The organism is Streptomyces sp. NBC_00094 (assembly GCF_026343125.1).
GTDB lineage: Bacteria > Actinomycetota > Actinomycetes > Streptomycetales > Streptomycetaceae > Streptomyces.
In genome coordinates, this window is sequence record NZ_JAPEMB010000001.1 from 6,107,449 (window position 1) to 6,119,059 (window position 11,611).

The 11,611-nt window shown below is 71.6% G+C and carries 9 protein-coding genes and 1 riboswitch; of the genes, 5 read left to right on the forward strand and 4 right to left on the reverse strand.

The features are described 5' to 3' along the window. Nucleotides 1-8: 8 nt before the first annotated feature. Nucleotides 9-710 carry a response regulator gene (locus tag OG580_RS27185; protein WP_267046279.1) on the reverse strand — a complete coding sequence of 234 codons (702 nt, stop codon included), beginning with the start codon at nucleotides 708-710 and terminating at the stop codon, nucleotides 9-11. Continuing rightward, a complete protein-coding gene (locus OG580_RS27190) occupies nucleotides 707-2,434 on the reverse strand; it encodes a sensor histidine kinase (protein ID WP_267046280.1) in 1,728 nt (575 codons plus the stop codon). The genes OG580_RS27185 and OG580_RS27190 overlap by 4 nt, the downstream gene beginning before the upstream one ends. Nucleotides 2,435-2,611: 177 nt before the next feature. Here OG580_RS27190 and OG580_RS27195 point away from each other — a divergent pair, with 177 nt between their 5' ends. Continuing rightward, nucleotides 2,612-3,664 carry a GTP-binding protein gene (locus OG580_RS27195; protein WP_267046281.1) on the forward strand — a complete coding sequence of 351 codons (1,053 nt, stop codon included), beginning with the start codon at nucleotides 2,612-2,614 and terminating at the stop codon, nucleotides 3,662-3,664. A gap of 67 nt (nucleotides 3,665-3,731) precedes the next feature. Here OG580_RS27195 and OG580_RS27200 read toward each other — a convergent pair whose 3' ends face one another. Further along, entirely contained in the window at nucleotides 3,732-6,188 is a 2,457-nt protein-coding gene (locus OG580_RS27200; protein ID WP_267046282.1) for a DNA topoisomerase (ATP-hydrolyzing) subunit A, read from the reverse strand. 181 nt (nucleotides 6,189-6,369) lie between these two features. Between OG580_RS27200 and OG580_RS27205 the strand changes: the two genes are divergently transcribed. From OG580_RS27205 to OG580_RS27220, 4 genes are all read left to right on the forward strand, one after another. Then, a complete protein-coding gene (locus tag OG580_RS27205) occupies nucleotides 6,370-7,716 on the forward strand; it encodes a pitrilysin family protein (protein ID WP_267046283.1) in 1,347 nt (448 codons plus the stop codon). Nucleotides 7,717-7,742: 26 nt separating this feature from the next. Continuing rightward, the gene (locus tag OG580_RS27210) at nucleotides 7,743-9,110 is read left to right on the forward strand and encodes a pitrilysin family protein (RefSeq protein ID WP_267048141.1); all 1,368 of its coding nucleotides are present in this window, start codon (nucleotides 7,743-7,745) and stop codon (nucleotides 9,108-9,110) included. A 210-nt stretch (nucleotides 9,111-9,320) separates the two neighbouring features. Next, nucleotides 9,321-9,484, forward strand: a riboswitch (cyclic di-AMP (ydaO/yuaA leader). A gap of 12 nt (nucleotides 9,485-9,496) precedes the next feature. Beyond that, nucleotides 9,497-10,279 carry a M23 family metallopeptidase gene (locus OG580_RS27215; protein WP_267046284.1) on the forward strand — a complete coding sequence of 261 codons (783 nt, stop codon included), beginning with the start codon at nucleotides 9,497-9,499 and terminating at the stop codon, nucleotides 10,277-10,279. A 184-nt stretch (nucleotides 10,280-10,463) separates the two neighbouring features. Then, the gene (locus OG580_RS27220; protein ID WP_267046285.1) at nucleotides 10,464-11,147 is read left to right on the forward strand and encodes a GntR family transcriptional regulator; all 684 of its coding nucleotides are present in this window, start codon (nucleotides 10,464-10,466) and stop codon (nucleotides 11,145-11,147) included. A 167-nt stretch (nucleotides 11,148-11,314) separates the two neighbouring features. Here the strand turns inward: OG580_RS27220 and OG580_RS27225 are convergent, their stop codons facing one another. Further along, nucleotides 11,315-11,596, reverse strand: coding sequence for an HPr family phosphocarrier protein (locus OG580_RS27225; RefSeq protein ID WP_267046286.1), 282 nt, complete (start codon nucleotides 11,594-11,596; stop codon nucleotides 11,315-11,317). Between the last annotated feature and the right edge of the window lie 15 nt (nucleotides 11,597-11,611).

Sequence of the window (11,611 nt, forward strand, 5' to 3'; positions counted from 1 at the left end):
CGGGGGCCTCAGGTCGCGGTAGGCGAGGCCGCCCAGGCGTACCGGTGTTCGGGGCGACCCGTCTCGCCGTACCGGAGCGAGAGCCGCACCCGGCCGGTCCGTTCCAGGAGTTTGAGGTAGCGCTGCGCTGTCTGGCGGCTCACCCCGGACCGCTCGGCGATCTCCTGAGCGGAGAGCGGGCCGTCGGCGGCGAGGAGGACCTGCCGGACCAGCTCGGCGGTCGTGGGGGAGTGCCCCTTCGGCAGGTCCGGGGCGACGGTGCCGGCCGCCAGGACGCCGAAGATCCGGTCCACCTCGGTCTGTTCCGCCTCGCCGCCGCTTCCGAGCGCACTCCCCAGGGCGCGTCGGAGCGCCGCGTACGCCTCCAGCTTGGTGCGCAGTCCGGCGAAGTTGAACGGCTTGACCAGGTACTGGAGGGCGCCGTGCCGCATGGCCGCCTGCACGGTGGCCACGTCCCGGGCGGCGGTCACCATGATCACGTCGCACTGGTGGCCGCGCGCCCGGAGCTCCCGTACGGCGGCGAGGCCGTTCTCGTCCGGCAGGTAGTGGTCCAGGAGGATCAGGTCCACCGGATGCCCGTCCAGGGCGTCCAGCGCCTCGGCGGTCGAGTGGGCGGTGGCGGTCACCCGGAAGCCGGGGACCTTGGTGACGTACGCGGCGTTGATCCGCGCCACGAGCACGTCGTCGTCCACCACGAGTACGTCGATCATCGCGCCTCCCCGGCGGGCTCGGGTGCGACGGCGGTACCGACGGGGCCGGGTACGGGTCCGCGTGCGGGGCCAGGCCCGGGTACGTGCTCGGACTCGGGCTCGGTCAGGGCGTCCGGGAGGACGACGGTGAACTCGGCGCCGCCGTCCGGGCCACCGGCCACCCGGGCCGTGCCGCCCCTGCGCTCGGCCAGGCGGCGTACGAAGGCGAGGCCGAGCCCGCGCTTGCCGTGGGACGGCGGCTCCTTCGTCGACCAGCCGTCGGTGAAGATCACCTCACGGCGCTCCTCGGGAACGCCCGGGCCGCTGTCCGTGACCCGCAGCACGACCGTACGGCCCTCGGTGCGGAACGCGACCTCGATCCGGGCGCCGGGGGTGCCCGCGACGGCGTCCAGGGCGTTGTCGACGAGGTTGCCGACGACCGTGACCAGCTCGCGGGGGTCGACCAGCCGGTCCGGCAGCAGGGACTCCGGGGAGAGCCGCAGCGACGCTCCGCGCTCGGCGGCGACGGTCGCCTTGCCGACCAGCAGGGCGGCGAGCAGGGGGTCGTGGACCTTCTCCGTGACCTGCTCGGCGGTGGCCCGGTGTACGCCGACCACCTCGGTGACGAACTCGACCGCCTCCTCGTGCAGATCCAGCTCCAGGAGTCCCAGGAGGGTGTGGAGCCGGTTGGCGTGCTCGTGGTCCTGGGCGCGGAGGGCGTCGATCAGACCCCGCGTCGAGTCCAGTTCGCGTCCGAGGCGCTCCAGCTCCGTACGGTCGCGCAGGGTCGCGACGGCGCCGCCGTCGTCCGTGGGCATCCGGTTGGCGATCAGCACGCGGTGGCCCTGGACGGTCACCAGGTCCTCGCCCGTGACCCGGCCGGCGAGGACGTCGGCGGTACGGCCCCCGCCGAGGACCTCGTCGAGCGGCCGGCCCGCGGCCTCGGGACCGAGACCGAGGAGGCGCTGCGCCTCGTCGTTCATGAGCCGCACGGAGCCGGTGCGGTCGATGGCCACGACACCCTCCCGGATGCCGTGCAGCATGGCCTCCCGCTCGGCGAGCAGCGCGGAGATGTCGGAGAAGGCCAGGTCGTGGGTCTGACGCTGGAGCCGCCGGGAGATCAGGTACGCGGCCAGGGCCCCGACGGCGAGCGCCCCGCCCGCGTACGCGAGGAGGCCGGGGATGGCGGCGAGGAGCCGGTCGCGGACGCTGTCGTACTCGATGCCGACCGAGACCGCGCCGACGATCCGGCCGTCCGCGTCCCGTAGCGGCGCCTTGCCGCGGGCGGAGCGGCCGAGCGTCCCGCTGTCGATCTCCATCACCTCGCGCCCCGCGAGGACGGCGCTGGGGTCCGTGGAGACCCGCCGGCCGATCTGCGCGGGGTCGGGGTGCGACCAGCGCGTGCCGTGGGTGTCCATGACCACGACGTACTCGGCGCCCGTGGACGTCCGGATCCGCTCGGCCTCCGTCTGGACCGGGCCCCGCGAGGAGGGCGGGGTGCCGGTGAGGTCGGCGGCGAGCCGCGGGGAGGCGCTGGTCTCGGCGATGGCCAGGGCCCGTCGCATCGCCTGATCGTCGAGCTGCTCGCTGAGCGGGGCGAGGAAGAGCCCGGTGGCGAGGACGGTCACACCGGTCGCGATGGCCAGCTGCATCAGCAGGACCTGCGAGAACACCCGCTGCGGCCACCCGAACCGCCGACGGCGCGCGGGGGGCCGCGCGGGGCTGGTGCTCTGTGCGGGGTCCATGCCAGAAAAGGTAAAGGGCCGGGGCCCGCGACCGGAAATGTACGGCCGGGGGGGCGACGCCCGGGTCCGGGCCGCAGGGCGTGCCCGAGCCCGGTGCGGAGTGCCCGGTGGGGTGGTTCCGCCTATCCTGGGGCTTTCCCGCGGCCGTGGGAAAGCCCGCGACCGGAGGCACGACTCTTGAGCACGCAGCAGATCCCCGTCGTCGTCCTCGCCGGGTTTCTCGGGGCGGGGAAGACCACGCTCCTCAACCACCTGCTGCGCAGCGCCCGGGGCACCCGTATCGGGGTCATGGTCAACGACTTCGGGGACATCGGCATCGACGCGATGACGGTCGCCGGGCAGGTCGGGTCCACCGTCTCGCTCGGCAACGGCTGTCTGTGCTGCGCGGTCGACGCGAGCGAGCTCGACGAGTACCTGGAGGTCCTGACCCGGCCCGAGTCCCGGCTCGACGTGATCGTGATCGAGGCCAGCGGCCTCGCCGAGCCGCAGGAACTGGTCCGCATGGTGCTCGCCAGCGAGAACGAGCGGATCGTCTACGGCGGACTCGTCCAGGTCGTCGACGCGGCCGAGTTCGACACCACCCGGCGGCTTCATCCCGAGACCGACAGGCACCTCGCCATCGCCGACCTCGTGGTCGTCAACAAGGCCGACCAGGTCCCGGAGGACCGGCTGCGGGCCGTCCGGGAGACGGTGACGGGCCTCGCGGGGCGGGCCGCCGTGGTCGAGGCGTCCCACGGGCGGGTCGAGCCGGAGCTGCTCTTCGACCGGGTGGTGCCCGAGGGCGAGATCGAGGGCCAGATGTCGATCGAGGACGTCCTGTACGGTCCCGAGGACGACGCGGAGGCCCATCCGCACGCGGCGTACGAGACGCTCTCCCTGACCGCCGCGACCCCACTGCACCCGCGCCGGCTCATGGACTTCCTGGACGCGCGGCCCGAGGGCCTCTACCGGATCAAGGGCTTCGTCGACCTCGGCGCCGCCGACCCGGTCAACCGCTACACCGTGCACGCGGTCGGCCGCTTCCTGCGCTTCTACCCCGAGCCGTGGCCGGCCGGCGAGGAGCGGCTCACCCAGCTCGTCCTGATCGGCTCCGGCATCGACGCGGCCGGTCTCCGCAAGGAGCTCGCCGGATGCGCGCTGAACGGTCCGCAGGACGCCCCCGACGAGCACAGCATGTGGGGCGTCCTGCGGTACGTGCGACAGACGGAGGAAGAGCCGGACGAGAGCTAGGGCCGTCCGGCGGATCAGGGCCGGACAGGCCCTAGGGCTCGATACTCCCCCGGGGGTGGCTCGCCGATCAGGCCGGGCTCGCCACCACCTCCACCGGCTGGGGCAGCGGGGTGCCCGAGCCGTCGCGGCGCGGGTCCACCTCCGGCAGCGGCACCGGGGTCCCGTTCTTCTGCGCGGCCCGGGCCGGCGTGGTGCCCGCCCAGGCCAGGATCAGGACGTCCTCGCCCTTCAGGAACCGCTGGCAGCGGACACCGCCCGTCGCGCGGCCCTTGCGCGGGTACTGGTCGAAGGGGGTCAGCTTCGCCGACGTACCCGCCGCGGCATCCAGCGTCCCGGTGGAGCCCGCCACGGTGAAGACCACGGCGTCCGCCGCCGGGTCCACGGCTGTGAACGAGAGCACCTCGGCTCCCGCGGTCAGCTTGACGCCCGCCATGCCACCGGCCGGCCGGCCCTGCGGCCGTACCTGCGCGGCCGGGTAGCGCAGGAGCTGGGCGTCGGAGGTGATGAAGACCAGGTCCTCCTCGCCCGTCCGCAGCTCGGCCGCGCCGACGATCCGGTCACCGTCCTTGAGCGTGATGACCTCCAGCTCGTCCTTGTTCGCCGGGTAGTCCGGCACGACGCGCTTCACCACGCCCTGCAGCGTGCCGAGCGCGAGACCCGGCGATGACTCGTCGAGCGTGGTCAGGCAGACCACCGACTCGTCCGCCTCCAGGGACAGGAACTCCGAGAGCGGCGCGCCGCCCGCGAGGTTCGGCGTGGCCGCGGTGTCCGGGAGCTGCGGCAGGTCGATCACCGCGATCCGCAGCAGCCGGCCGTCGGACGTCACCGCACCGACGTCCCCGCGCTGGGTGGCGGCCACCGCCGACACGATCAGGTCGTGCTTGGTCCGCGGGGCGTCCGGGTCGACCGGCGGCAGCTCCGCCGTCGCCGTACGGGCCAGCAGACCGGTCGAGGAGAGCAGCACCCGGCAGGGGTCGTCCGCGACCTCCAGGGGTACGGCCGCGACGGGCGCGCCCGCCGATTCGAGCAGGACGGTCCGCCGGTCGTTGGCGAACTTCTTGGCGACCGAGGCCAGTTCCGTCGAGACCAGCTTCCGCAGCTCCGCGTCGGAGTCGAGGATCCCGGTCAGCTCGTCGATCTCGCCGTTGAGCCGGTCGCGCTCGGTCTCCAGCTCGATGCGGTCGAACTTGGTGAGGCGGCGCAGCGGCGTGTCCAGGATGTACTGCGTCTGGATCTCGCTCAGCGAGAAGCGCTCCATCAGGCGCTCCTTCGCCTGTGCGGAGTTGTCGCTCTCCCGGATGATCCGGATGACCTCGTCGATGTCGAGGAGCGCGACGAGCAGGCCCTCGACCAGGTGCAGACGGTCGCGCTTCTTGGACCGGCGGAACTCGGAGCGGCGGCGGACGACCTCGAAGCGGTGGTCGAGGTAGACCTCCAGGAGCTCCTTGAGGCCGAGCGTGAGCGGCTGGCCGTCGACCAGCGCCACGTTGTTGATGCCGAAGGACTCCTCCATCGGCGTCAGCTTGTAGAGCTGCTCCAGGACCGCCTCCGGCACGAAGCCGTTCTTGATCTCGATGACGAGCCGCAGGCCGTGGTTGCGGTCGGTGAGGTCCTTGACGTCCGCGATGCCCTGGAGCTTCTTGGAGCCGACGAGGTCCTTGATCTTGGAGATGACCTTCTCGGGGCCGACCGTGAAGGGCAGCTCGGTCACGACGATGCCCTTGCGGCGCGCCGTCACGTTGTCCACGGTCGTCGTGGCGCGGATCTTGAAGGAGCCGCGACCCGACTCGTACGCGTCCTTGATGCCCGCGAGGCCGACGATCCGTCCGCCGGTGGGCAGGTCGGGGCCGGGCACGAAGCGCATCAGCGTCTCGAGGTCGGCGTTCGGGTGGCGGATCAGGTGGCGGGCCGCCGCGATCACCTCGCCGAGGTTGTGCGGGGGCATGTTGGTCGCCATGCCGACCGCGATCCCGGACGCGCCGTTGACCAGCAGGTTCGGGTAGGCGGCGGGCAGTGCCACCGGCTCCTGCTCCTGGCCGTCGTAGTTCGGCGTGAAGTCGACCGTGTCCTCGTCGATGGACTCGGTCATGAGCAGCGCGGCCGGCGCCATCCGCGACTCGGTGTAACGCATGGCGGCCGGCGGGTCGTCGTTGCCGAGGGAACCGAAGTTTCCGTGGCCGTCGACGAGGGGGAGCCGCATGGAGAAGGGCTGTGCCATGCGGACCATGGCGTCGTAGATCGACGCGTCGCCGTGCGGGTGGAGCTTGCCCATCACCTCGCCGACGACACGGGCGCACTTGACGAACCCGCGCTCGGGGCGGAGCCCCATCTCGCCCATCTGGTAGACGATGCGGCGCTGGACGGGCTTCATGCCGTCGCGGGCGTCGGGGAGCGCGCGAGAGTAGATCACCGAGTACGCGTACTCGAGGAAGGAGCCCTGCATCTCGTCGACGACGTCGATGTCGAGGATCCTCTCCTCGTACGCGTCGTCCGGCGGCGGTGTCTTCGTGCTGCGGCGGGCCATCGCGGCTGCGGCTCCTTCACCAACATGGTTGATCTGACGCGGACCATTGTGGACCGTGCCACCGACAACGCCGACCGCGACCCGGAAGAGGGACATCACGAAGGGTCGGGAACTTCGCCAGGTGTCGGCGCGCTTGCATACAGTGGCAGGACCTTTTCACATCGCGATCGAAGGGACGTACATGCCCATGGGTCACACGGCCACGGCCGAGGCCGGCTCCGGCGGCCTGACAGCGACCGAGCACCGGTTGGCGAACGGCCTGCGCGTGGTGCTCTCGGAGGACCACCTGACCCCGGTCGCCGCGGTCTGCCTCTGGTACGACGTCGGTTCGCGCCACGAGGTCGAGGGCCGCACGGGCCTCGCCCACCTCTTCGAGCACCTGATGTTCCAGGGTTCGAAGCAGGTCCACGGGAACGGGCACTTCGAGCTCGTGCAGGGCGCGGGCGGCTCGCTCAACGGCACGACGAGCTTCGAGCGCACCAACTACTTCGAGACCATGCCCACCCACCAGCTGGAGCTCGCGCTCTGGCTGGAGGCGGACCGCATGGGCTCGCTGCTCGCCGCCCTGGACGACGAGTCCATGGAGAACCAGCGGGACGTCGTCAAGAACGAGCGCCGCCAGCGCTACGACAACGTGCCGTACGGCACGGCCTTCGAGAAGCTGACCGCGCTGGCCTACCCGGAGGGCCACCCGTACCACCACACGCCGATCGGCTCCATGGCGGACCTGGACGCGGCCACGCTGGAGGACGCGCGCAACTTCTTCCGCACGTACTACGCGCCGAACAACGCGGTGCTGTCCGTCGTCGGCGACATCGACCCGGAGCAGACCCTCGCGTGGGTCGAGAAGTACTTCGGCTCGATCGCCTCCCACGACGGCAAGCTGCCCCCGCGCGACGGCTCGCTGCCCGACGTCATCGGCGAGCAGCTGCGTGAGGTCGTCGAGGAGGAGGTCCCGGCCCGCGCGCTGATGGCCGCCTACCGGCTGCCGCACGACGGCACGCGCGAGTGCGACGCCGCCGACCTGGCCCTGACGGTCCTCGGTGGCGGCGAGTCCTCCCGTCTGCACAACCGTCTGGTCCGCCGTGACCGTACGGCCGTCGCCGCCGGTTTCGGCCTGCTGCGGCTCGCGGGGGCGCCCTCGCTCGGCTGGCTGGACGTCAAGACCTCGGGCGGTGTCGAGGTCCCGCAGATCGAGGCCGCCGTCGACGAGGAGCTGGCCCGCTTCGCCGCCGAGGGTCCGACGCCCGAGGAGATGGAGCGCGCGCAGGCCCAGTTGGAGCGCGAGTGGCTCGACCGGCTCGGCACCGTCGCGGGCCGCGCCGACGAACTGTGCCGGTTCGCCGTGCTGTTCGGTGACCCGCAGCTCGCCCTCACGGCCGTCGACCGGGTCCTGGACATCACCGCCGAGGAGGTGCAGGCGGTCGCCGCGGCCAAGCTGCGCCCCGACAACCGCGCGGTGCTCGTCTACGAGCCGGTCAGCACCGAACAGAGCGACAGCGACGAGGAAGAGGGAGCGGACCAGTGACCGACGCTGCCGTGTCTTTGACCAGCATGGACTTCCACCCGCAGCCGCGGCCGGGTGTCGCCAGGCCGTGGGCCTTCCCCGCCCCGGACCGGGGGGCGCTGACCAACGGGCTGACGGTCCTGACCAGTCACCGTCCCGGCCAGCAGGTCGTCGCCGTGGAGATCTTCCTGCCGGCTCCGCTGGACGCCGAGCCGGCAGGTCTCGACGGTGTCGCCACGATCATGGCCCGCGCGCTCTTCGAGGGCACGGACCAGCGCACCGCCGAGGAGTTCGCGGCCGACCTGGAGCGCTGCGGCGCCACGCTCGACGCGCACGCGGACCACCCGGGCGTACGGGTCTCCCTGGAGGTCCCGGTCTCCCGGCTGCCCAAGGCGCTCGGGCTGGTCTCCGAGGCCCTGATCGCCCCGGCGTTCCTGGAGAGCGAGGTGGAGCGCCTGGTGCGCAACCGCCTCGACGAGATCCCGCACGAGTCGGCCAACCCGGCCCGCCGCGCTGCCAAGCAGCTCTCCAAGGAGCTCTTCCCGGCCGAGTCCCGGATGTCCCGGCCGCGCCAGGGCACGGAGGAGACGGTCGTCGCGATCGACGCCGCCGCGGTCCGCGCCTTCTACGAGGCGTACGTCCGCCCCGGCACGGCCACCGCCGTGGTCGTCGGCGATCTGACGGGCGTGGACCTGGACAAGGTCCTGGCCGAGACCCTGGGCGCCTGGACCGGCGAGCCGGCCGAGCCGCTCCCGATGCCGCCGATCACCGCCGACGACACCGGACGGGTCGTCATCGTGGACCGGCCCGGCGCCGTCCAGACGCAGTTGCTCATCGGCCGGATCGGTGCGGACCGGCACGACAGGGTCTGGGCCGCCCAGATCCTGGGCACGTACTGCCTCGGTGGCACGCTCACCTCGCGTCTCGACCGGGTCCTGCGCGAGGAGAAGGGCTACACGTACGGCGTGCGGGCCTTCGGGCAGGTGCTCCGCTCCGACGCCGAGGGGAACGGCGCGTCGATGCTCGCCATCAGCGGCTCGATCGACACGCCCAACACCGGCCCGGCACTTGACGACCTGTGGAAGGTGCTGCGGACCCTCGCCGCGGAGGGCCTCACGGACGCCGAGCGCGAGACGGCCGTGCAGAACCTGGTGGGTGTGGCTCCGCTCAAGTACGAGACGGCCGCCTCGGTCGCCGGGACGCTCGCCGACCAGGTGGAGCAGCATCTCCCGGACGACTACCAGGCCCGGTTGTACGCGCTCCTCGCCGAGACCGGCACCGTGGAGGCGACCGCGGCCGTGGTCAACGCCTTCCCGGTGGACCGGCTCGTCACCGTGCTCGTGGGCGACGCGGCGCAGATCGCGGAGCCGGTGCGCGCGCTCGGCATCGGTGAAGTCACCGTCGTGGCAGGCTGATCGGCTGATCGCACCTGCCGGACCCGGCAACGGAGGCCCCGACGTCATGATTTCGTCGGGGCCTTCCGCTATGTCCGAGTTGTGCATATGAGTGGTCGTCTGCCCTGTGGTATGTCTTACAAACGGGCGTGTCTGTTTGGTGATTGAAAGACGATCCGCATAGCGTCGGTGCGGCTGTCCGGCAGTTGCACGTGCCGCATCCGCGGCAACGGACAGTCATCGCCGAGTCCCCGTCAGGCGCGAGCCTGGGGAGCCGGGGACCCACACAGTCCCTGGGGTGAATCGGGCGCCTTCGTCTCGTACGGAGGGGCTCGTAGGAGACCTTCCTGCTCCGAACCCGTCAGCTAACCCGGTAGGCGAGAAGGAAGGAAAGGATCAGCCACTACATGGCGTTCACCCGTGCCACCGGGAAGCATCGTGGTCCGAGCCGGATGGCGCGCCGCAGCGTGGGCATCGCCGGTGTCGCGACGCTCGCCACCACCGGCGTCATCGGAACCTTCGCTTCCCCGGCGCTCGCCGCCGACACGGACAACCGCTCCGTCGAGGACACCGGCCTCACGCAGGTGATCACCGAGGACTCCCTCTCGGACCGGATCGACGCCCAGGCCGCCGCCCAGGAGCAGGAGGCCTTCGAGGCCGTCGCCAAGGCGAAGGTCCAGGCCGAGGCCCGTGCGGAGGCGAAGCGCAAGGCCGAGGCCCGCGCCAAGGAGGTCCGCGAGGAGAGGGAGCGCGCAGCCCGCGAGGCCGAGCGCCGCCGCCTCAACTCCTTCCAGCTCCCCGTGGCCGGTTCGTACGTGACCACCGGCTACAAGACCGGTGGCTCGCTCTGGTCCTCCGGCAGCCACTCCGGCATCGACTTCCACGCGTCCTACGGCAGCCGGGTCGTCTCCGTCGGCTCCGGCACCGTCGTCGAGGCCGGCTGGGGCGGCGCGTACGGCAACAACATCGTGATCCGGATGAACGACGGCACGTACACCCAGTACGGGCACCTCTCGTCCATCGGGGTCTACGTCGGCCAGACCGTCGAGCCCGGCCAGCAGATAGGCGTCTCGGGATCGAGCGGCAACTCGACCGGCCCGCACCTCCACTTCGAGGCCCGGACCGGCTCCGAGTACGGCTCGGACCTGAACCCGATCTCCTACCTCCGCTCCCGGGGCGTCAGTCTCTGACGTCACCCGCACCGCGTCGCAAAAGCCCCGGCTCGTACTGAGCCGGGGCTTTTCGTTGACCGAAACATATCCCTGGATTCCACGGGGGCATCGGAAATTCCGGCCTACTGCAATAGAGTCGCGGAACAGACGCAGAACAGGCGTCGCTCGAATTGTCTCGCGCGGATCAAGGCGGAGGTCGGACATGCGCGTTCCCGCGCAATCGGTATGCACGGCGATCCGGGACGACATCGTCTCCGGTGTCTTCGAGCGGGGAGGGCGGCTGACCGAGGAGCAGCTCGCCCGCCGCTACGGGGTCTCCCGTGTCCCGGTCCGCGAGGCCCTGCGCACCCTGGAGTCCGAGGGCTTCGTCGTCACCCGTCGCCACGCCGGCGCCCATGTCGCCGAGCCCACCGAGCAGGAGGCGGCCGATCTGCTCGACATGCGGGCGCTGCTCGAACCCCTGGGGGCCGCCCGTGCCGCGCAGCGGCGCACCGAGGCGCACCTGAAGGTGTTGCGCGGCCTGGTCAGGCTGGGTCAGGAGCGGGCCAGGCGGGGCCAGGGCGAGGACCTGCGCTCGCTCGGCGGCTGGTTCCACGAGACGCTCGCGCAGGCTTCGGGCAGCCCGGCCCTGACGGCGCTGCTCACCCAGCTACGGCACAAGATCGCCTGGATGTACGCGGTCGATCAGCCCGTCCAGCCCGTGGAGGCCTGGTCGGAGCACGGCGCCATCGTGGACGCCGTCGCGCGCGGTGACGCCGAGCGGGCCAGAGCGCTGACGGCCCTGCATGCCGAGCGCTCGTTGGCGCTGCATCGGCTCAAAAGGCCCGAGCGCGGCCGTGTGAGGGTTTCGCAACATGTCGTCAACACGGCGAGCGGTCGGAATTAACGTGCGCACCGTATACAAAGAATAGGAATTCTTTGGGGCTGTTTCGTGCTGCCCGAAAAGGAGCCCGAAAGCACTGGTTCCGGAAAAGCAAAAACCGTGGCCGCCGAAATGTCGGCAGCCACGGTTTTCGTCGTACGGTACGTCGTGACCGGGTCGGCGCGACCGGGTCAGACGGTCTCGGGGAGCTCGTCGAGACCCTCGGCGACCAGCTTCGCGAGACGGTCCAGCGCGATCTCGGCGCCGTCGGCCTCCGAAGCGAGGACGATCTCCTCGCCGCCCTGCGCGCCCAGGCCGAGCACCGCGAGCATCGACGCGGCGTTCACGGGGGTGCCGTCGGACTTGGCGATCGTCACCGGAACGCCGGAAGCCGTGGCGGCACGGACGAAGATGGACGCGGGGCGGGCGTGGAGGCCCTCGGCCCAGCCGACGTTGACGCGGCGCTCAGCCATGGTGTTGCCCTTCAA

Excerpts from the sequence above, each read along its gene's own strand:
- OG580_RS27185 (WP_267046279.1), bottom strand. The coding sequence starts at position 710 with ATGATCGACGTACTCGTGGTGGACGACGACGTGCTCGTGGCGCGGATC.
- OG580_RS27190 (WP_267046280.1), bottom strand. The coding sequence starts at position 2,434 with ATGGACCCCGCACAGAGCACCAGCCCCGCGCGGCCCCCCGCGCGCCGT.
- OG580_RS27200 (WP_267046282.1), bottom strand. The coding sequence starts at position 6,188 with ATGGCCCGCCGCAGCACGAAGACACCGCCGCCGGACGACGCGTACGAG.
- OG580_RS27205 (WP_267046283.1), top strand. The coding sequence starts at position 6,370 with ATGCCCATGGGTCACACGGCCACGGCCGAGGCCGGCTCCGGCGGCCTG.
- OG580_RS27210 (WP_267048141.1), top strand. The coding sequence starts at position 7,743 with ATGGACTTCCACCCGCAGCCGCGGCCGGGTGTCGCCAGGCCGTGGGCC.
- OG580_RS27215 (WP_267046284.1), top strand. The coding sequence starts at position 9,497 with ATGGCGTTCACCCGTGCCACCGGGAAGCATCGTGGTCCGAGCCGGATG.
- OG580_RS27220 (WP_267046285.1), top strand. The coding sequence starts at position 10,464 with ATGCGCGTTCCCGCGCAATCGGTATGCACGGCGATCCGGGACGACATC.
- OG580_RS27225 (WP_267046286.1), bottom strand. The coding sequence starts at position 11,596 with ATGGCTGAGCGCCGCGTCAACGTCGGCTGGGCCGAGGGCCTCCACGCC.